This is a genomic window from Shewanella sp. cp20 (genome assembly GCF_000832025.1).
Taxonomy (GTDB): Bacteria; Pseudomonadota; Gammaproteobacteria; order Enterobacterales; family Shewanellaceae; genus Shewanella.
This window is the reverse complement of the sequence record NZ_JPII01000055.1, coordinates 59459-78355: the sequence shown is the minus strand read 5'-3', so window position 1 is coordinate 78355 and position 18897 is coordinate 59459. Positions and strand designations below refer to the sequence as shown.

The following is an 18897-nucleotide window of genomic DNA, read 5'->3' as shown; positions in this document are numbered from 1 at the left end:
TCACAGTAAACATGTGATCAGAAATAGCGCAGGAAAAACGCTTGAGAACAAAGCAGGATTTTTAGATAAGTAGTTATTCTACAATTAAAAATACTAATTCAGTTATCGAGCGTTTTAACAAGCTAGAATGATCAATTATTTATTACGATTGGTATAAGCTCGTCTACTCGATCCAAAAAGCGGAGCCTCGGGCTCCGCTTTTTGTTTGCTCCACCTTTAATCCTGCGGCGGTATTTGCTTAAAGTCCGCTTTCTCGCCAACCTTGGCAAAGCTGAAGGTATTGGGGGCGATATAGCGCTCAAGCTGCACATCGAGCATCAGGGTCTGATCGGCGCCAAACAGCTGGGTCAACTGCTCGGGCTCACAGCGAAACTCGGCGCTCTTGTAATGGCAAAAGCCCTCGTCTGGTCTGGGGATCAGCTTAAGCCCCAGCTTGCCGGCCTTTATCCTAGAGAGCTTGTTGGCATCCAAATAGAAGGTGATCACGTTACCGTTGACGCTGTTACGCTGCTTATCCAGCACCATGGCGTGAGGCAACCGCGAGGCATGGTACTCATCGCCCGCCAAGAGATAGCAATCAAAATCGGTGACGGCATGGCCCAGGTTATCGAACACACGCACCACCAGCATGCAGTAACGGGGCGGTTTACGACTCGCCTCGGACTTAAGCGCCATTTGTTGTCTCAGCTTACGATACCCTTGGCGATCTTTTACCCTCAGACAATCGAGAATATCGGCGACCACAGGCTTGTTAGCGGCATTTCTCTGGGTCACTGAGTTCATGATCCCCATCTTGCGATTACTGTGACTCGCCCTAGGCACAATCCCTAAGACGCAAGGCTCAACGGCCTGGGTGAGCTCCGTTAGCGCCAGGGTTTCGGCGCACTCGCCATCGAAGCTGTCGCAGAGTACGCCCACTTGCTGCGCCAACCGGGCATAGACAAAGTTCATGTTGGCGGCGCAAACCCGCACCACGCCATCAGAGCCCACCTCGCCGGTGTAACTGTTCATATAGTCGTACAGCGCACCGTCTATGGTTTCTCCGGTGAGCACGAAGGGATAGACGTCGCTGCTAAGCCAGTCCTTTTGCTGCCAGCTCAGGTTGAGCTGATGCTGGCCGTCGCTGCCCAGCTCCAGCCAATCCAATACTCGCTGACCCGGCTCGACACCATCGAACCAGGCTTTGAGTCTACTCACTCTGGACTTACCCAGCTGCGCCAGTGCCGAGCCATGATTGGCGGGCGCCAGCATGATCAGGTGTTGTAGCGGCGTGGTCGCTGCCTCTTGGTAATAGCGGCACAACCAGTGGCGAATCAGTGGCCCGCCGGTGGAGTGGGTTATCACAGAGAAGGGCTCATCCCCCAGCTCGGCGAGGCGGGCCGACTCGAAGGCAATACTGAGATCTTCCAGCGTCACCGCGTCGTTAAAGCTGATATATCGCCCCAGATAGATGTGTTGAACATCCAGGTCTAGCGCCTCGGGGGCCAGCTTAAGCAGCGCCTGGGGCAGCTCGCCATAGGTCTGGGTACTGGTGACACTCCATCCATGCACAAACACCAGTTTCATCGTCTCACTCCTTCGTTCGTCTCGACGCTCATCGGGGGCCTTAAGCCCCACAGGCGCCACATCTATAGACATGACACCCGCAATCTAACTTGCAGATCTCATTCAGTTTTGGTTCAGCAAGGCTAACTTACTATGCCCTCAACGAAAACAACACCACCTTTTAAGAGAGAGCATATTATGACTAAGAAGACATTAGCGGTAGCCGCAGTAATCACAGCAGCATTGTCAGCGCCAACAATGGCCGCAGATTGGTTCATCGGTGGCGGTATCGGTTCACAAGAGAACAACTACAAGGCAGAGATCACCGAAGCGGTCGATCCTGGCTTCAGCAAGGGCACATTCAAAGATTCAGATAGCGACATGATCTATGAGCTACGCGGTGGTGCCTACCTGAACGACAACAACCGTGTATACGGTACTTACTCTTACAACTCAGACGACTTCGGTAAGCAACAGAGCTTCCTGATGTCTTATGATTACCTGGTCGGCCTGGATGCGAACAACAAGGTCAACTGGTTCATCGGTGCGACCGCGGGTGTTAACCACACGAGTCCAGATGTCGATATGCTGGAATCAAAAAACAATTTCGTATGGGGTGGTCAAACCGGTTTCATGTACAAGATCAACGACAAGGTGAGCACAGAGATCGGCTACCGTTACCTGAAGCAAGACTATGACAAGACCCTCACCTCAGAAGCAGGCGACAAGGCATCATTCTCACTAGACGACAGCCAACAGGTTTACCTGTCTGTAGACTACCGCTTCTAAGCCAAGTCTTTACAACAAAGCCCCGCAAGGGGCTTTTTTATTATTCATCTATTGGCTCATTCTCCAGCCAAGCGCCAACCGCTTGCAGGGGGAGATGGTCTTGTTCTATCCAGGCTACCCAGGCCAGGCGCTTCGCCTCTCTGGCCTCACCGGGCAAGGCAGCCACAGTACCGGAGAAACTTACCACCTTAGCGTCAATGCCTCGAAAGTGCTGGTGACTCAAGACCACAAAATCTTCTCGCAGATATTTGCCGCGATTCTCTCCCCTGCCAACCTGAGTCGCCATGCCACTGCCCAGCAAGGCTAGGTGCAACGTGAGCCCCTCGTTACTGGGCAACAGGCTGTCAAATGTCGCCGTCACAGCTTGCCCAGCTATGGTCACGCTTAGCTTGCCCACAAACGGGCGCATAGCTGCTTCATCTGGCAGTAAACCCTGGTCACCCGGGCGCCACTCGCGGCCATTGATCACCAACTGCGGCGTATAGACCTGGGCGATGCCCTTGTGGTTTAGATAGTCATACTGGCGACGGCTGAAGGCACGCCTGGAAAAGGGATCCCGCCAGCCGAGGTAGTTCCAGTAGCTCACATGAAAGGCCAAGGGAAAGTAATCGCGCCACAGACCGGTCTCCTGCTTGAAACCCGAGAGCCAACGCTCCATGGGCGGACAGCTGCTACAGCCTTGAGAGGTAAACAGCTCGACCACCAGCGGCTGACGCGCCTCACTCTGCTGATCAAACTGGGTCAGCGTCTGCGCCGCCAAAAGCGGCTGAGCCAACAGACTGAGCAAGAGCAATAGGGCAAGTTTACTCGGCACGGGTTATCCTCCAAGATGATAGGCATCTACTTAAGAGACCCGGCGCCGAACCATTTACATTCATGGACCGTTTACACTCAAAGATGCCCTCTTCAATCAAAGGAAAACCTATGCAACCCTATCGCATCATAGACTGTCATGTTCACGACCACCTGGAGCTGGCTTGTATCAGAGGTTACCAACTGCTTATCGAGACCTCGAAAGGCGACATTACGGCCACCGCCATCACGCTCACCACCCGGGCGGATAAGAGCGAATATCTCACCGTTAAAAACGAGGCGGGCGAACAGGCGATCCGCCTGGATCATATCCTGGCGATTACGCCCTTATCCCAAGGAGAAACCTTTGATCGTGTGGTGATCGCCGCAGCCGAGAAACCCCAAGAAGATTAACGCCAGGGACCGCCGGCGAGTCACTTACAAGCCCTTTGGCGCAGTATGCTCGCCGCGCCGACGAAATAAACAATCTTTAATCCATATATAGATGGATTTTTAGACATTTAACACGAATTAGCTATTCACTCAGATAGCGGCACTGATAGAATCGAAGCACCATCCAGAAACTATTAGGACCTCCCCATGAGCCTTGAACTACTGTCCAAGCTGGAGACAAAAATCCAAGCGGCACTCGAAACCATTGAGCTACTGAAAATGGAGCTTGAGGAAGAGAAACAGAAGAACCATACCCTGAACGAACAGAACCAACAGCTGAGTCAAGATCTCAACTCTTGGAACGAAAAAGTGACCGGGCTTGTGGGCCTGCTGAACGACGAAGTTAGCGAATAACTTGAGAAGCGCTTAGACCAAGAGTGAGACGCTCTTATGATAAGCGCTTTCGATGAGCGAAGACCTAAGCCGTCTTCGCTTCGTTATGTTGGTGCTCGATTAATTCATTCAATTCCATGATGGCGCGTTTTACCTGAGGCAGGCTCTGACGCGGCAATAAAAATTTTCCTTTCTCGAACTCTAATCTCCCCAGGTCTTTCACCCAGATCACCCCAGAAACAAAAATTCGGGCATGTTTCACAATCAATTTCGGCGCGTAGACAGGAAAAACTCTCATGAGACCTCCAAGCAAGACTCTGCGTTCTTATTTTTATACTTAGATTCGACAGGTCTTTTACCATGTTAGTTTCAATTTTTTGAGCATTTTTTTCGCTAAATTTGACCTTCATGCCATAGTGCGAAATTTTTACCTTGTCTATCAGACTAATAGACTAGTCTATATAAAAATTGGCACTTGCCAAATTTTTGACACCCTGGTAGATTGGAGCAGTTACTCAGGGTAAATAGAGCTTTTTAGCTCGATAACCGTATTTCCATAGCGACCGGAAATACGGTTTTTTTTATTCTGGGCAACAAAAAAGGGGCCTAAGCCCCTTTCGATGACAAGCTAGCTATTATACCAATCGTAATAAATAATTAATCATTCTAGCTTGTTAAAACGCTCGATAACTGTATTAGTATTTTTAATTGTAGAATAACTACTTATCTAAAAATCCTGCTTTGTTCTCAAGCGTTTTTCCTGCGCTATTTCTGATCACATATTTACTGTGATTGGTATTACTTCAAGCTAGTTAGATAGTAAGCGATCTGCAGCAACTCGTCATAAGACTTAATCGCGCCGGTTTCCACACGGTACTTACCGTTTACCACCAGGGCAGGTACGCCAGACAGCTTGGCATTCTCGGTCGCACGCTTCATCTGCGCCATCTGTGCGCTCACCATGAAAGAGTTGGCGGCGGCATCGAAATCTTTGCCATCTACGCCATTGGCGATGAACAGCTGACGGATATCGTCACGGCTAACGAAACGTTGCTTCTTGTCGTGGATAGCGGCAAACAGCGCGTGTTCCATCTTGTCTTCAACCTTCAGCTGGTGAGCCACGGCGAAGGCACGAGACATCTCTGGGCCCATTTCACGACCGATAAATTCAACATGGTTCTGCTTAAACACCACGCCTTCTGGCAGGTTAGCCTTGATCTTAGGCACCTGTGTCTTGGCAAAGTTGTAGCAATGTGGGCAGTAGAAAGAGAAAAACTCGGCGATCTCTGGCTTAGCCGTAGCCGGGCCATCGTTGATCACTGTGTAATGAACTCCCTCTTTGTAATCGGCGGCCAGTGCCGCCATAGGGGCAACTAAGAGTGCCAGTGCTACCAATAACGCTTTTTTCATTATGTTTCCTTCCCAGTGCCTAAGCACCACTATGACAAATAGATTGACCATACCTTAAAGTGGTTTGGAGTCCACCTCAAGCGGATAAGTTCATTTTTCTGTTACAAATTACAGCCAGGTTTGCCGGGCTAATAGGGGATCAGAGTAAGCGGCGGCTCATCCAACTTGGCCAGCTGCTCCTTGAACGCCAAGATCTGCTGCTCCCAATATTTCTCCTCGCCATACCAGGGGAAATGCATCGGAAAGGCCGGATCCTGCCAGCGCCGACTCAGCCAGGCGTTGTAATGCAACATACGCATCGCCCGCAGCGACTCGATCAGGTGCAGCTGACGATTGTCGAAGTCGCAGAACTCCTCATAGGCCTCCAGCAACACCTCCAGCTGCAGGGTCTGCTGCGAGCGCTCGCCCGACAACATCATCCAGATATCCTGCACCGCAGGCCCCATCTTGGCGTCATCCAAGTCGACAAATCCTGGGCCGTCTGGAGTCCACAGGATATTGCTGGGGTGTAGATCTCCATGCAGGCGTATCGCCTCGCAGGGGTAGTGATGCCAAATGGCTTTGGCCTTCTCCAGCACCTGCTCCACTATGGTGAAGTAGGCAGTTTCTAGGCTAGGCGGCACATGACCCGAGCCCTTGAGCCAGTCGAGAGACTCGTCACCCAGCAGTTTAGGGGTCAGTGTCTGACGATGCTTAAAGGGACGCTGCTTGGCCAACTGATGAATGCGGCCGATGAAATGCCCCACCTCCTCGAGCTGCTCCAGGTTATCCACCTCGAAGGCGCGGCCTCCCATGGAGGGAAACAGCGCGAAACGATAGCCCTGATACTCCTGCAATGAGCGCCCCTCGATGATCACGGGCGCCGCCACAGGGATCTCCTCCTCCACCAGCTCGGCGCAGAAGTCGTGCTCCTCCAGGATCTGCTCGTTGCTCCAACGCTCGGGGCGATAGAACTTCACCACATAGCGCTTACCCAGATCGCAGCGAAACTGATAGACACGGTTCTCATAGCTGTTGAGCGCCAAAAGCCCTGTCTCTGGGTAGATGCCCACAGATTCGATGGCATCCAGGATGAGATCCGGCGTCAAGGCCTGAAAATGAAACCCTGCCCCTTGCATCGACGTTGTCATAGCTGTGACTCCAGTAAGCTGGCCAGATAGACGAGCACCTCGACCTCATCGTCGCGCTCCACCGACAGCCAGCAGACATCACCGTAAAACTCATAATTCAGTTGCAACAGGCTGCCCTCGAACTCCAGCAGCCACTGATGCCTGTCGGCGCCCCAGTGACGCTCGATCACCCGGCAATCCAAGGCCTTAACCAAAGCCTCGGCAAAAGGATCGAAACGGTCAAAATCGACATCGGCCAGAATCGACAGGCTCTTGGCCTGGGGCTCGACCTTGATGGCGCTGATCTTCAACTCTTGATTCATAACTTACTCAGGGAACTCCCTGCCTCTTCAAACTGATTCTTCTAAAGTCAGACGCGGCTATCTCAGGCGGCTAGCTGCTACAGGACATGATAAGTCCCTGTCCCCACTCGGGTGGTCGCTTGGCGTAGGCTTCCTTATCCGGCTGCTCGTCGAAGGGGCGTGTCAGCAGCTGGTGTAGATCGGCCAGCGGCTGGGTATTACCCTCTTCACAGGCGACAATCGCCTCCTGAGCCAGATAGTTACGCAGCACATACTTAGGGTTTACTCTTGCCCTCGCCGCCTGCCAGTGTGCCACATCTGTCACCTGGCCCAGACGCTCGCGATAGGCCTGATACCAGGTATCGAAGCCGGCGAGATCGACAAAGTCATCCCTTAAGGACGAGTGTTGGCTATTGGGGTCCAGCTGGGCGAAGCGGCGCCAGGTGTTGGTATGATCCAAGCGGTTAGCCTCCATCAGCTGAGTAAAGCCACCAATCAGCTGCAGGTCGGCCTCATCTTGCTCACTGCTTGCCGACTCAGAGAGATTGATGCCCAGCTTATCGCGCATCAACACCAGATAGGCCTGCACCAGATGATGCTGATAGGTATTCAGGGCGGCAATCAGATCATCGGAGGCGATGATAGGGACTAAAGCCTGAGCCAGACGCTGCAGGTTCCACAAGCCGACGCCCGGCTGCTGGCCGAAGGCGTAACGACCATTTGGATCCGAATGACTACAGATGAAGTCCTCCTCGAAGGTATCGAGAAAGGCGAAGGGACCGAAGTCGAAGCTGTCACCTAGGATGGACATGTTGTCTGTGTTCATCACCCCATGGGCGAAGCCGACGGCCTGCCAGTGGGCGATCAACTTGGCGGTATCGGCCACCACACGGTTAAACCAGGCAATATAACCCGCCCGATCGCGGCTCAGCTCTGGATAGTGTTGGCTCAGGGTGAAGTCGACCAGCTGCTTGAGCTTATCCTTGCTGCCTTGTTCGCTATGGCAGAAGAACTCGAAATGACCGAAACGGATATGGCTCCTGGCCAGACGCACGGTAATGGCCGCCGTCTCCTGAGTCTCTCGCCAAACGGGCAGGTCGGAGCCTATCACCGCCAGGGCGCGCGTGGTAGGAATATTGAGATGATGCAGCGCCTCCGAGATCAAAAATTCGCGCACCGCACTGCGCATCACGGCGCGGCCATCGCCATGGCGGGAGTAAGGCGTCATGCCGGCGCCCTTGAGTGCCACATCCCAGTAGCCCTGCGGCCCCTCGGCCTCACCCAGTATGATGGAGCGACCGTCGCCAAGCTGGGGCGAGTAGCCGCCAAACTGATGACCACTGTAGACCTGAGCATAATAGCTGGCGCCCGGAATCGCCTGATTGCCCGCCAGCCCCTGTAGCAAGTCTTCATTAGGCTGCTCGAGACCGATCAGCCTGGCGGCATCTTCGCTCCAGGCCAGCCACTGCGGGCGCGGCAGCCCTTGTGGGGTCACCTGAGAATAAAATCCGCTTAGCTGCTCGAAATAGTCTTGCTTAAACTTCATTGGCTCACCCGAGTTTCCAGGCGTTGACACTTAAGTTCGCCCGCTTCATTTCGCTGGCAACGCTCGCCACAGAGATAACTGCCGCTCCCCGTCTGACTCAGCTTCACCATACCGGCGCCCTTGGCCAGACACTGCTCCAGCTCCTGATAATAGCCGGAGATATGCTGATCCAGCTCTCCCTGATGCTGCAACGCCTCGGCGGCGCCCGGCTCGGCATCGGGATAATAGAAGAGTGTCCATTGTGGCACCTGGGTACAAGCCGTCATAGTTAATAGTAACGCCGCGAAAGCCATCATGCTGCGCATTTTGATCTCCTGTTACCTCAGATTATCCAATCCAAACGAACGCGATTATGGTCTTTAGACCAAAGACATAAATGTTCCGGACATAACGCCATTTCCAGTTCTTCGATGGGACGCTCACCTGTCATCCAGCGGATGGGGCATAAATGTTCCAGACATAACGCCATTTTCTTTCCATCCCTGGGCACTTACCAGTCATCCTGCGGATGGGGCATAAATGTTCCAGACATAAAAAAGGCGACACTCGGTTCGCCTCTTTAGTATTACTTGATTAGTTTACACGGCTAATCGCCGAAGTGCAGTAGATTACTGCCTAGGACTGCGCCTTGGCCTTGGCCTTCTCGATACGGGTAATACGCCCCTCGAAGCCGGTAACGGTGCCGTCACTGAGGCCATAGCCTATGGCCGCCTGACAAGTCTTGATCGCACCATCGAAGTCACCACAGTCGTTGAGCAGGGTGGCCAACTGCATGAAGCCGACCCCCTTCTCCTTGGTAGGTTCTGGCAGGGCCGCAAACAGCGACTGATAATAAGGCGACAAGGCCGCGCCATATTCACGGTAATCTTCCTGCTTACGCTGCTTGTAACACTCGGCAATCGCCTGCAGCAGGGCCACATGCTTACCCTCTGCCTCAGGCTCGGCGCGATACTGGGCCAAGGAAGCCGTCAGCTTGTCATTGGCCCAGGACTCGTCGGTCACCGCCAGCATCTTGAAGGCTGGCTCTGGCTCTGGCTCTGGCTCTGGCTCTGGCTCTGGCTCTGGCTCTGGCTCTGGCTCTGGCTCTGGCTCTGCAACAGCCTGTTCAGGGGCTTTCTCCGCCTCAACCACTTCGGCCGGCTTAGTCTCTTCAGCAGCCTCAACCACTTCGACCGGCTCTTCGACAGCCTCAACGGCTTCTGCCTTCTCTACCGGCTCAGCAGGCTCGACATGCTCAAAGGTGACGCCTTCGTCGGCTGGCGTCGAGACCACCTTCTCCGCTTCCTGGCTAGGCACATCCACGGCTTCGCCCGATACTACCTTCTCAACCGGTTTCTGGGTTGCTTGTTGCTCTTCCTGTGCCAGTCGCTGCGCTCGTTTGTACAGGTAAACGCCCACCGCTACCAGCAAAATAATGGCTATATATTTCATTATCATCCACCGTTGATTAATCGCGCCCAGTATCAGGCAGTTTCATATCGCAAATATGTCTAGATATTAACCGATATTATTAGTCGATTCTCTTGCTATAAATCAAATATTTATACCTCTTTTTCGCTCGGGTATCAAAAACAGCCGCTAAAATCATGCTTAGGGGGCAAAAATCCCCCTTTCCTTGCTCATATCCCTTGGTCATATCCCTTGGTCAAACATGGCGGGCAATAAATAGCATTTTGTGCGCATCTTCATAGTTTCACGCCTTGCTTTTGTGTTCCGGCTTCCCTCAGGCTAGGCTAGCTATAACCTAGTAAATGAGTCGGATATATCATGAGCCAAGAGATCCTAAGTGGTAAGCTGCTGCGAGAGTTCAAGACGATCGCCGCCATGGTACATATCTATTGCAAGGACCACTGTCCAGCCAAGGGCGATGTGCCCAACTGCCCAGAGTGCAGCGAGTTTCTTGAATATGCCCACACCAGGTTAGATCGCTGCCCCTATGGCCAGGACAAGCCCACCTGCAACAAGTGCCCTGTGCATTGCTACAAGCCTGAGCCAAAGGCCAAGGCGAGAGAGATCATGATCTATGCCGGCCCGCGCATGTTACTGCCCCACCCCATCATGGCTATTCGCCACCTGTGGGCCGAGCGCGGTCCGGTGCCGGGTAAGCCACCCGCGGCGGCGTCCAATCGTCACCTTCGCCTGGCCAAGGAGAAACAGCAGTCCTCCTAACCCAGAGCGAAAAATCCGCTAATAAACGCTGCGATAAGGCCCAAAAATCACCTTAAGTTAACCCGTTATTTCCAAGCTGAGATCAGGGCCTTAACCCTAGGTGAGATTTCGCCTCGAAATCCCACTTCATGCTTGCCTCGTCGACCACTTTAGGTCAACAATGAGGCTATGGATACGCACTCTCACGGCTTGTTATTCGAAGGATACTGGTGGCTCTCCTTACTGGGTGGCCTGCACTGTATCGGCCTGGGGCTTTACCTCAGATATCTGTACCGTGACCGCAACGACAATCACAAGCTACTAGGCGCCATCTTCAGCCTGCTGGCGCTCTATTTTCTTACCGGCCTGCTCAACAAAGACAACTCCCCCCTGCCGCTGCAACATCTGTTTATCCTGCTGATTCCGGCCTATTTCCTGATGATGCCTATGCTCTATCTCTACTGCTACCGCAGCCTGCACGACATCAAGGGGGCGGTCGGCCTGTCGCGGCACTTTGCACCGGCTATCATCTTGGTACTCTTGATTGGTCTCAGCGTGCTGCTCAGCAGCGAGATGCGCCAGCTACTGGCTACCAGTAGCTTCGCCCAGTTTAACCATGTCACCCTGCTGGGCACCCTACTGCCCCTGCTATTGGTGCTACAGACCGGCCTCTATTTCTATGCCATCTTGCGCCTGCTGCGCCGTTTCAAGGGACGGGTACACCGCGCCCATCAAGACAGCCTCAAGGATATCAAGTTCAGGTGGCTGCTCGCCCTGACGCTGGCCATGTTGACCAACTGGCTGGTACGCATGGCCTTAGTCATCATGCCCTACCTGCTGGGCGACAAGGTCAGCCTGGCGGCTCAGGCGAGTACCCGGCTGTTTCTGCTCCTCAGCCTCTACCTGCTGGCGCTTTATGGCCTCAAGCAGATCACCATGTCGGCCTATCTCAGGGGCCGGCTCTCCCCAGACCTACAAGCCCAAGCTCACCCAAACAGCAGCCGTCAGCTGCTGAGCGCCGAAGAACTCAATTATCTGCAACAACTGATGCATTCCGACAAAAAATAATTAACCCAATTTATACCAGGGCGGTTTTACGTTAATGTATTCAGGCTTAAACACCTCAATTAACAAGAAATACTCAAGCAATCACTAGAGAAGGGATCAAGATGGGAAGGGGATATCAACTCACCGTATTGGCAGCGTTCTGTGCGGGCGCCATGGGACTAAGCGGCAACCTGTTGGCCGCCGAGCGTACTCACCAGATCACCACGGATGACTTTTTCACCATAGGCAACATGGGCAATGTTCAGCTCAGCCCAGATGGTAAACACGCACTCTGGCTGGAGTCCCGCTGGGACAAGGAGCTGGACAAGGCGCAGAAAGATCTCTGGCTTATCGACACCAAATCACGCAAGACCAACCGCCTGACCTTCACCAACGAGAGCGAATCCAGCCCTCAGTGGAGCCCGGACGGCAGCGCCATCTACTACCTGGTCAAGCAGAGCCGTGAAGACAACAAGGCCCCCTACAACGGCAAGGCGCAGGTGTTCAGAATCGCCCTTGGCAGCACTGAGGCCGTGCCTGTCACCAAAGAGGCCGAAGGGGTAAAAGCGTTTCAGCTCAGCCAAGACGGCAAGAGCCTCTACTTCCTCGCCAACAAGAGCACCACAGACAAAGATATCTGGGCCAAGGTCCGCGCCAAGCATGGCGCACCTAAGTATGGCCACGGCAAGGTTACTACCAACCCGCTCTACAAGTTAGATCTCGAGCACTACCAACAAAGCCTTGTGCTGGACGATGACAAGGTGGTATGGCACTTCAGCGTCAACCAGGACGCCAGCCAGATCGCCCGTATCACCACCCAGGACAACGAGCTGGTCAACCTCGAAGGCTGGTCGAACATCGAGGTGTACAACACCCAGTCACAGCAGAACAAGGTACTGGAAGACAGCGCCTGGCGCGAACAGGCGCCCTCACCTTACGGCTGGCTACTGGGCCTGGCTTGGCATGAGGACAACCAACGCCTGGCGTTTCGCATCGACTTCGACGGCCACCCAGGCAAGCTGTTTGTGGTTAAGCCTGGGGATGACAAGGCCAAGCCAATCCAGGTGAAGGCCGAGGGCGATGTCACCTTCAACTCAAGCGACATCCAATGGCGTCCGGGCAGCGACGAACTCTGCTATCGCGGCTACGACCATGCCAGGGTCAAACTCTTCTGTAGCGAGATAGATAGCCAGGTACAGGGCGACACACGCACTGTGCTGGCGGGCGATCTGGTCATGGGCAGCTACAGCTTCAGCCACAACGGCAAGAAGCTGGCCTTCAGCCACAACGGCCTGGATCATTTCAGCGATCTCTTCATCGCCGATGCCGCCAGCAAGAAGGCCAAATACAAGCGGTTGACCAAATCAACCCGCAGACAGACAGCTGGATCTTGCCAGAGATCTCAGTGGTGAAATGGACCGCGCCCGACGGCAGCCAGGTCGAGGGGATCCTAGATCTTCCCGCAGGCTATAAGAAGAGCGATGGCCCGCTGCCGCTGATCGTACAGATCCACGGTGGCCCCACCTCGGCCACCCCCTATGCGCTGCAGCACAGATCCTACGGCCGCTCGACCTTCACCGCCAACGGCTGGGCACTGCTGTCGCCTAACTACCGCGGCTCAACCGGCTATGGCGACAAGTTCCTCACGGATCTGGTGGGCCAGGAGCATGAGATCGAGGTGGCCGACATCATGGCCGGCGTCGATCACCTGATCGCCCAGGGTATCGCCGACGGTGACAAGATGGCGGTAATGGGCTGGAGTAACGGTGGCTACCTCACCAACGCCCTCATCAGCACCACCAACCGCTTCAAGGCCGCGAGCTCAGGTGCCGGCGTGTTCGACCAGCGTCTGCAGTGGATGCTAGAGGACACCCCAGGCCATGTGATCAACTTCATGCAGGGCCTGCCCTGGGAGAAGCCTGAGGCCTATACCCATGGCTCGTCGCTGACCCACGCCGACAAGATCAAGACACCGACCCTGATCCACATAGGTGAAAACGATCAGCGTGTGCCCCTGGGTCATGCCCAAGGCCTCTACCGCGCCCTCAAGCACTACCTGAATGTGCCGGTCGAGCTAGTGGTCTATCCGGGTGAAGGCCATGGTCTAAGCAAATACCAGCACAGACAGGCCAAGATGGATTGGGACAAGTTGTGGTTTGAGCACTATGTTCTGGGCAAAAACCAGGACGAAGCCAAATAAACTGAACCCGAGCTGACACCAAACGAAAAAGCGCCAATATTGGCGCTTTTTTATGCAAAATTGATTTTCATCCCACTTCAGGAGGACTATGCTAGAACCATCCAAATCAATGGAGGTCATCATGAAAAAGTATCTGTCTAACTTAATTCTAAGCTGTTGTGTTGCATTGGGATTATTGACGTCCCCCATGACAATCGCCGCCGACAGCTATAGCGAAACCATCGCCAACTTCAAGAAAGCCCCCGACACCCAGAAGTTCTTCAACTCTGCCTATGGCTACGCCGTCTTTCCCACCGTCGGCAAGGGCGGTATCGGCATAGGCGCCGCCTACGGTAAGGGCCGGGTCTACAAGGGCGGTGTGCATACCGGCGACTCCAGCCTGTCACAACTCTCCATCGGCTTTCAGCTCGGCGGACAGGCCTATAGCGAGATCATCTTCTTCAAGGATGCCAAATCCTATCAAGAATTTACCAGCGGCAGCTTCGAGTTTGGCGCCACCGCCTCGGCCGTCGCCATCAATGTCGGTGCCAACGCCCAGGTGGGCACCACAGGTAACTCGGCTGGCGCAGGCAAGTCCGGCAGCAATAAGGCCGCCAGCGCCGCCTACATCAACGGCATGGCGATCTTCACCGCCGCCAAAGGTGGCCTGATGTATGAGGCCGCACTGGCAGGGCAGTCTTTTACCTTCGAACCCAAATAGTCGGTATCTGGTAGGGAGTCAGATGGCTCCCTCCTTTCTTCTTTCCCATCTCAGGATGATTTTCGATAATCGGCTTGATAATGAAGATTATTCTGCGCTTTACGGAGTGAAGCGTCGACCTGCTTAGGGGTTTATAAGGGGGATTTGAAGCCATAGCTTCGTGGTGAACTTATTGCCTGCCGCAGGTGCAGCACTAGAGTATCTAGCTGCATTTCAGCGAAAGGCTTATTAACTGAGCATCAAACTTATTTTGATATTTGGAAGGTTAACTTTGAACCATGGCTTCATGGTGTATCAATTGCCTGCCGCAGGCTTTTGTGCAAGCACGCTTTTGGCACGCCGAGATTCCGTCCCTGGAGGCTTCACGGCGGCGTCCTTGCCGCCGAGAGCCAAAAGCGTGCTTACACTGGTATCTATCGTCTCTTCGATTTGACCGATTTTGATCCTCACCGGACAATCAAAAGCAAAAGCTCATTTGGACAAAAGCCCGTTAGGTTTACCGCGCTAAAATTTGGCTTTCGAATAAAAATTTCTCTGAGATAACGTCTTGCGCAGGGGCGAAGTGCGCAGCACTTTGTCCCGCTTGCGCAACTAGTTAAGCACCTACTTCTTGGCTGGAAAAATGCTGCGGACATTTATTTTCACTTTTGTTGGGCATTCAATGCTTGGCGCGGTACCGCTAGATAGACCAAGAATCTTTGCGAAACCATTACCGTACTGATAATACCGATAATTAATGGATGTCGCCATGACGCCAAATTTATCAGTTACTAAGGACCGTTCATTTTGTATGAGACGACCTTTAATTAGTTCGGTGCGTTTATAGTTGTAATCATGCGTAAAATGAACAAATTCTTTGGGATAATTGTAATATTCATCTAGGCAGTGTTTTATGCACTTTTGTTGTACAGAATAAATCGCATCTCTTTGTGGAGGGCAATCATTTTGGCACTGCTCAGTATTCCAACTTGCTCCACGTTGGTATGCACCATGCTGGCAAGTAAAACCCTTATAATTATGTTTTTTTAATGCCTCTATTCCGTTATAGCAACCGCTGTCTTCATGGACGACATCTACCGGAACAATCTTTATAACTCTTATTCTGTCGTCACTTTGACAAAGCGATTGGAACTCACCATAACTAGGATATATGTGATACCAAAATGGAAATGAAACTGGAATCAAAACCGAAAGGAATGTAAGTATAGGGCGCGCTTTGGCGGGAATTTGATGTAACAGGAGCGTTATCAAAACTACGAAAATCCCAATAAGTAGTAAAAAACCCAATCCCCACATGCGGTGAAATCCTTGTTTTAGCGCTTAACAGCTTATTAGTTCGCATACGCGTTTATTTCATTAGATCAGTAAAAACACGCACGGTTAACTCATTGTATTACAAAGAAGTTATCACCTTTATTTCGAATGCACCACTAGGGAAAACGCACATGCGCGTTTTTCCAAACCTATTACTCACTCAACTGAAAGCATAAACGATTAATTTTATTGATATTTATTTTGGTCGCAATGGGGGCGCAGGAAATTCGACTTAAAATCAACCAAAAGTTACATCATTTAAATATGACTCTATGCCAGCCCAGTTTCTACTACTTGTGGTGAATCGCTACACACAAGACTTAGATGAGAAGTTGTTGGGCAGTAAGTTTGCAATTTACTGGCTGACCACCAATTCACTTCAGGTCAGAAACAAACCAGCTTTTGATTCTCAAAACGTACTCAACACTGTCAAATCGAAGACACGATGGATACCCAGTGCAGATGCATCTGCGGACGTCGATGGCAGGGATGCCATCGTCGAGCCTCCATGGATGGATTTACGGCGTGTAGCAGATGTATCTGCACATAAGCGAGCCGCAGGCTATTGATAAAAGTTGAAGATTCGACATTCAAAACCTCATCTAAGTATCAACTCAGTCCGATGCTACTGCATCTAAAAGTAAATAATCCCCCGCCGATCAGACACTAGGTCACTGTGAAACTTCAACCTTCAAACAATATCAGCCAGCACAACTAAGGCCTTGGGCACCCCAACTAACAAGTGCCACCTAAGGCAACTCCCCTTAATTCGAATATCCCGAAACGAACGGCTTCTTAACCCCGGTATCGACATCATAGACATGGCGCTGCACCGCGCCGATATTCCCGCCATAGACATGAATACTGATCGACACGCCGTCCTCGAGGGCATTCGATACCCTATGGATATCCCCGATGCGGGGTGAGACCAGATCAACAGCGCCAACGGGTAACTCATGGCTACCGGTTGCCCGCAGACAGGCCTTAGCCGGGTCTAACTCATATTCCTCGCAGCGTTCGGCGCCGCGCAGCACACCGACCATGCCCCAAACAGTGTGGTCATGCACTGGCGTGGTCTGCCCCGGCGCCCACACGAAACTCACCACAGAGAAGCGCTCCAAAGGATCGCAGTAAAGCAGATACTGCCGATAGCTATCAGGACTGGGCCGAGTAAACTCATGGGGTAACCAATCATCATGACCAATCAGCGTGGACAGCAGCGCTTTGCCGTCGGTAAAGATACTCGCCTCATCGCTCCCGACTCGTTCGATCAATTGGGTGAAGGAGTAAATAAAATCCTGCAGTCTGGCCCTGTTTTCCATCACGAATCTCCCCTGAAACACCTTTGAGCCTATCAAGGCTAGGCGATCTGCTTCAGGCGATAAATAGGTAATAGGTCGAAAGCAAACCAGAAGATGGAGGAATGACAATTCCAGCGGATGCGACTGCTGAGGTGAAGCCGCCTAGACACTATCCCGCTTCGGATTCAACTTGGCGGTCAACACATGAGCCTGCCACGCTCCGGCAATCTTGAGATATGACTTGGCATAACCTTCACGCTCAAATCCCAATCTCTCAAGCAAGCGGGCGCTGCTTAGATTATGCGGCATATAGTTGGCCATCACGCGATTCAGCCCCACCTCGTCAAACACCCAGTCGAGTAACGCGCTCAGAGCCTCGGTCATATAGCCCTGGCCCTGATAACGCTCGGCTACCGAGTAACCAAGGTTAGCCGCCTTGAATACCCCCATGACCAGGTTGGTGATGTTACATAGCCCTATGATGTCGGTTTGCTCTCGGTTGAGAATGGCGAATTTGAAGGCCTGTCCGGCCTCAGCCAGACGGGCATTTGCGACCACAACAGACTGGGCACAAGCTAACGTAAAGTAATCATCTTCTCTTGCCGGCTCCCAGGGAGCCAGATGTTCACGGTTTTGAAGATAATAACGCAGCAGCAGTTCGGCTTCGCCGTGAGATAGAAGCCTTATGTGGGTGCGAGCGGTGGTCAATTCAGTCATCATAGGAGAGACGCAATCCTTAGCAAGTGAAATAAGGGTTATCACCCAGCCCCATGCAGATGGCCCACCAGCTTACTCCTGTCTCCCCCCTTTGCAAGCACAACAGCCCAAACCTTCACACTGCTCTCCCTCTAGCGAAACCAGTAAAACTTAATCCGCAACGGCAACAAAAACCGCTAAATCTAAGAGACGATGAATATCTAGTGTGAGCACGCTTTTGGCCCTCGGCGACAGGACGTCGCCGTGGAGCGTATAGGGATATATTCACAGCGAGCCAAAAGAGTGCTTGCACATACGTCGCTCTTTCACATCCATGTGATCGCGACATTGGTACTTCCATGTACAGCACCCGCCGGGCAGGCGATAGGTCACAATAAAAGTTTGACCTTCAAAAACCTACCAAATACCCACTCAGCCAGATGCTAAACATCGAGAAGCTACTCATGCCCCCATGGCGCAGGCGGCAAGGCAACCGGCTTGGTCAGATCAAACGTCACCTTAAAGTCGCGATTCTCACGGGTAAGACGATAGATAAACTGGCTCTCGGTGATCCCCATGTGCCACACATTGGTGACCGACTGGCTCAGGCCATTCTGTTTGAAGTTGTCGATCGAGTAGGCATCGACGGGGAAGGATTGCAGCTCGGCGCTGCCGCCATCTTGTGTGTCGCCACCATACATGGTGACCTTGTCTTCGCTGCCATCTTGGTGTCGGTGATCGTGCTTGAGGCGCAGTCCTGTGTCAGTCTTGGTGATCACCCAGGTGCGGGAGTGATCCTCGCCCACGTGAAACGGCACCTTGAGCTCGCCGTCGCTACACTCGCGCACATGCATCACCAGCTTCTTACCACTGAAAGCCGAGTCGGCGCTGTTGCCCGCCGTCACCTCGCCTTCAAACGCCTGGCCACAGTGGGCGGCAATGGCATCGAAGAACTGAGTCTGTTCGGCCGTGGTGGCCATTGCGGGGGCGGCTAACAATAGGGAAAAACTCGCGCCAAGAGATAGTGATTGAGATAGGGATTTTGCCATCTTGTTTTTATGCTCCTTTTTCATGAGCCTTTGGATTGAGCATCCACACTAGCACGAACAGATAAATTGAAGCTGAATAAAAAAGCCCCCGAAGCCGAAGCGACGGGGGAAAGGTTTACAGGATAACTATGTTCACAAAATAACTATGTTTACAGAATAACTA

At 52.7% G+C, this 18897-nt stretch carries 19 protein-coding genes and 1 pseudogene; 7 read left to right on the top strand and 13 right to left on the bottom strand.

The features are described 5' to 3' along the window. Nucleotides 1-216 precede the first annotated feature (216 nt). Entirely contained in the window at nucleotides 217-1566 is a 1350-nt protein-coding gene (locus DB48_RS19325; protein WP_041511817.1) for an esterase/lipase family protein, read from the bottom strand. Between the two features lie 177 nt (nucleotides 1567-1743). On the opposite strand from DB48_RS19325, the gene DB48_RS19320 reads away from it, so the two are divergent. Beyond that, entirely contained in the window at nucleotides 1744-2334 is a 591-nt protein-coding gene (locus DB48_RS19320; protein ID WP_041511816.1) for an outer membrane beta-barrel protein, read from the top strand. Nucleotides 2335-2374: 40 nt separating this feature from the next. On the opposite strand, the gene DB48_RS19315 is transcribed toward DB48_RS19320, so the two are convergent. Continuing rightward, nucleotides 2375-3148 carry a DUF1223 domain-containing protein gene (locus tag DB48_RS19315; protein ID WP_152619206.1) on the bottom strand — a complete coding sequence of 258 codons (774 nt, stop codon included), beginning with the start codon at nucleotides 3146-3148 and terminating at the stop codon, nucleotides 2375-2377. Nucleotides 3149-3258: 110 nt separating this feature from the next. On the opposite strand from DB48_RS19315, the gene DB48_RS19310 reads away from it, so the two are divergent. Together DB48_RS19310 and DB48_RS19305 are read left to right on the top strand one after the other, a co-directional pair. Beyond that, the gene (locus DB48_RS19310) at nucleotides 3259-3540 is read left to right on the top strand and encodes a Rho-binding antiterminator (RefSeq protein ID WP_041511815.1); all 282 of its coding nucleotides are present in this window, start codon (nucleotides 3259-3261) and stop codon (nucleotides 3538-3540) included. Nucleotides 3541-3726: 186 nt separating this feature from the next. Beyond that, nucleotides 3727-3933 (top strand): cell division protein ZapB, encoded by a 207-nt coding sequence (locus tag DB48_RS19305; RefSeq protein ID WP_041511814.1) that lies wholly within the window; start codon nucleotides 3727-3729, stop codon nucleotides 3931-3933. 64 nt (nucleotides 3934-3997) lie between these two features. On the opposite strand, the gene DB48_RS19300 is transcribed toward DB48_RS19305, so the two are convergent. The 7 genes from DB48_RS19300 to DB48_RS20250 all read right to left on the bottom strand — a co-directional run bounded on the left by DB48_RS19300 (nucleotide 3998) and on the right by DB48_RS20250 (nucleotide 9710). Beyond that, entirely contained in the window at nucleotides 3998-4210 is a 213-nt protein-coding gene (locus DB48_RS19300; protein ID WP_041511813.1) for a DUF1107 domain-containing protein, read from the bottom strand. Between the two features lie 500 nt (nucleotides 4211-4710). Beyond that, a complete protein-coding gene (locus DB48_RS19295; RefSeq protein WP_041511812.1) occupies nucleotides 4711-5322 on the bottom strand; it encodes a thiol:disulfide interchange protein DsbA/DsbL in 612 nt (203 codons plus the stop codon). A gap of 128 nt (nucleotides 5323-5450) precedes the next feature. Next, nucleotides 5451-6452 (bottom strand): serine/threonine protein kinase, encoded by a 1002-nt coding sequence (locus tag DB48_RS19290; protein WP_041511811.1) that lies wholly within the window; start codon nucleotides 6450-6452, stop codon nucleotides 5451-5453. Beyond that, the gene (locus DB48_RS19285) at nucleotides 6449-6754 is read right to left on the bottom strand and encodes a DUF3630 family protein (RefSeq protein ID WP_144203871.1); all 306 of its coding nucleotides are present in this window, start codon (nucleotides 6752-6754) and stop codon (nucleotides 6449-6451) included. Before DB48_RS19285 ends, DB48_RS19290 begins: the two co-directional genes overlap by 4 nt. A gap of 70 nt (nucleotides 6755-6824) precedes the next feature. Next, the gene (locus tag DB48_RS19280) at nucleotides 6825-8279 is read right to left on the bottom strand and encodes a protein adenylyltransferase SelO (RefSeq protein WP_041511810.1); all 1455 of its coding nucleotides are present in this window, start codon (nucleotides 8277-8279) and stop codon (nucleotides 6825-6827) included. Then, nucleotides 8276-8584, bottom strand: coding sequence for a hypothetical protein (locus DB48_RS19275; RefSeq protein WP_052813879.1), 309 nt, complete (start codon nucleotides 8582-8584; stop codon nucleotides 8276-8278). The genes DB48_RS19280 and DB48_RS19275 overlap by 4 nt, the downstream gene beginning before the upstream one ends. 310 nt (nucleotides 8585-8894) lie before the next feature. Continuing rightward, on the bottom strand, nucleotides 8895-9710 hold the full coding sequence (locus DB48_RS20250; protein ID WP_041511808.1) for a hypothetical protein: 816 nt from the start codon (nucleotides 9708-9710) through the stop codon (nucleotides 8895-8897). A 336-nt stretch (nucleotides 9711-10046) separates the two neighbouring features. Between DB48_RS20250 and DB48_RS19265 the strand changes: the two genes are divergently transcribed. The 4 genes and pseudogenes from DB48_RS19265 to DB48_RS19250 all read left to right on the top strand — a co-directional run bounded on the left by DB48_RS19265 (nucleotide 10047) and on the right by DB48_RS19250 (nucleotide 14374). Then, complete coding sequence (locus tag DB48_RS19265; RefSeq protein WP_041511807.1) at nucleotides 10047-10448, top strand: nitrous oxide-stimulated promoter family protein; 402 nt, start codon at nucleotides 10047-10049, stop codon at nucleotides 10446-10448. Nucleotides 10449-10616: 168 nt separating this feature from the next. Continuing rightward, complete coding sequence (locus DB48_RS19260) at nucleotides 10617-11495, top strand: hypothetical protein (protein WP_041511806.1); 879 nt, start codon at nucleotides 10617-10619, stop codon at nucleotides 11493-11495. A 101-nt stretch (nucleotides 11496-11596) separates the two neighbouring features. Beyond that, nucleotides 11597-13674, top strand: a pseudogene (locus DB48_RS19255) (S9 family peptidase). 121 nt (nucleotides 13675-13795) lie between these two features. Then, on the top strand, nucleotides 13796-14374 hold the full coding sequence (locus tag DB48_RS19250) for a YSC84-related protein (protein WP_041511822.1): 579 nt from the start codon (nucleotides 13796-13798) through the stop codon (nucleotides 14372-14374). A gap of 603 nt (nucleotides 14375-14977) precedes the next feature. Here the strand turns inward: DB48_RS19250 and DB48_RS19245 are convergent. The 4 genes from DB48_RS19245 to DB48_RS19225 form a co-directional block, all read right to left on the bottom strand. After that, complete coding sequence (locus tag DB48_RS19245; RefSeq protein WP_041511805.1) at nucleotides 14978-15670, bottom strand: hypothetical protein; 693 nt, start codon at nucleotides 15668-15670, stop codon at nucleotides 14978-14980. 782 nt (nucleotides 15671-16452) lie between these two features. Next, nucleotides 16453-17031, bottom strand: coding sequence for a cysteine dioxygenase (locus tag DB48_RS19235; protein ID WP_235375447.1), 579 nt, complete (start codon nucleotides 17029-17031; stop codon nucleotides 16453-16455). 120 nt (nucleotides 17032-17151) lie between these two features. Continuing rightward, nucleotides 17152-17709, bottom strand: a complete 558-nt coding sequence (locus tag DB48_RS19230; RefSeq protein WP_082035687.1) for a GNAT family N-acetyltransferase — start codon at nucleotides 17707-17709, stop codon at nucleotides 17152-17154. Nucleotides 17710-18143: 434 nt separating this feature from the next. Continuing rightward, nucleotides 18144-18734 (bottom strand): hypothetical protein, encoded by a 591-nt coding sequence (locus tag DB48_RS19225; protein ID WP_041511820.1) that lies wholly within the window; start codon nucleotides 18732-18734, stop codon nucleotides 18144-18146. Between the last annotated feature and the right edge of the window lie 163 nt (nucleotides 18735-18897).

Coding starts and splice junctions, on each gene's coding strand:
- DB48_RS19325 (WP_041511817.1), bottom strand. CDS start 1,566: ATGAAACTGGTGTTTGTGCATGGATGGAGTGTCACCAGTACCCAGACC.
- DB48_RS19320 (WP_041511816.1), top strand. CDS start 1,744: ATGACTAAGAAGACATTAGCGGTAGCCGCAGTAATCACAGCAGCATTG.
- DB48_RS19310 (WP_041511815.1), top strand. CDS start 3,259: ATGCAACCCTATCGCATCATAGACTGTCATGTTCACGACCACCTGGAG.
- DB48_RS19305 (WP_041511814.1), top strand. CDS start 3,727: ATGAGCCTTGAACTACTGTCCAAGCTGGAGACAAAAATCCAAGCGGCA.
- DB48_RS19300 (WP_041511813.1), bottom strand. CDS start 4,210: ATGAGAGTTTTTCCTGTCTACGCGCCGAAATTGATTGTGAAACATGCC.
- DB48_RS19295 (WP_041511812.1), bottom strand. CDS start 5,322: ATGAAAAAAGCGTTATTGGTAGCACTGGCACTCTTAGTTGCCCCTATG.
- DB48_RS19290 (WP_041511811.1), bottom strand. CDS start 6,452: ATGACAACGTCGATGCAAGGGGCAGGGTTTCATTTTCAGGCCTTGACG.
- DB48_RS19285 (WP_144203871.1), bottom strand. CDS start 6,754: ATGAATCAAGAGTTGAAGATCAGCGCCATCAAGGTCGAGCCCCAGGCC.
- DB48_RS19280 (WP_041511810.1), bottom strand. CDS start 8,279: ATGAAGTTTAAGCAAGACTATTTCGAGCAGCTAAGCGGATTTTATTCT.
- DB48_RS19275 (WP_052813879.1), bottom strand. CDS start 8,584: ATGCGCAGCATGATGGCTTTCGCGGCGTTACTATTAACTATGACGGCT.
- DB48_RS20250 (WP_041511808.1), bottom strand. CDS start 9,710: ATGAAATATATAGCCATTATTTTGCTGGTAGCGGTGGGCGTTTACCTG.
- DB48_RS19265 (WP_041511807.1), top strand. CDS start 10,047: ATGAGCCAAGAGATCCTAAGTGGTAAGCTGCTGCGAGAGTTCAAGACG.
- DB48_RS19260 (WP_041511806.1), top strand. CDS start 10,617: ATGGATACGCACTCTCACGGCTTGTTATTCGAAGGATACTGGTGGCTC.
- DB48_RS19250 (WP_041511822.1), top strand. CDS start 13,796: ATGAAAAAGTATCTGTCTAACTTAATTCTAAGCTGTTGTGTTGCATTG.
- DB48_RS19245 (WP_041511805.1), bottom strand. CDS start 15,670: ATGTGGGGATTGGGTTTTTTACTACTTATTGGGATTTTCGTAGTTTTG.
- DB48_RS19230 (WP_082035687.1), bottom strand. CDS start 17,709: ATGATGACTGAATTGACCACCGCTCGCACCCACATAAGGCTTCTATCT.
- DB48_RS19225 (WP_041511820.1), bottom strand. CDS start 18,734: ATGGCAAAATCCCTATCTCAATCACTATCTCTTGGCGCGAGTTTTTCC.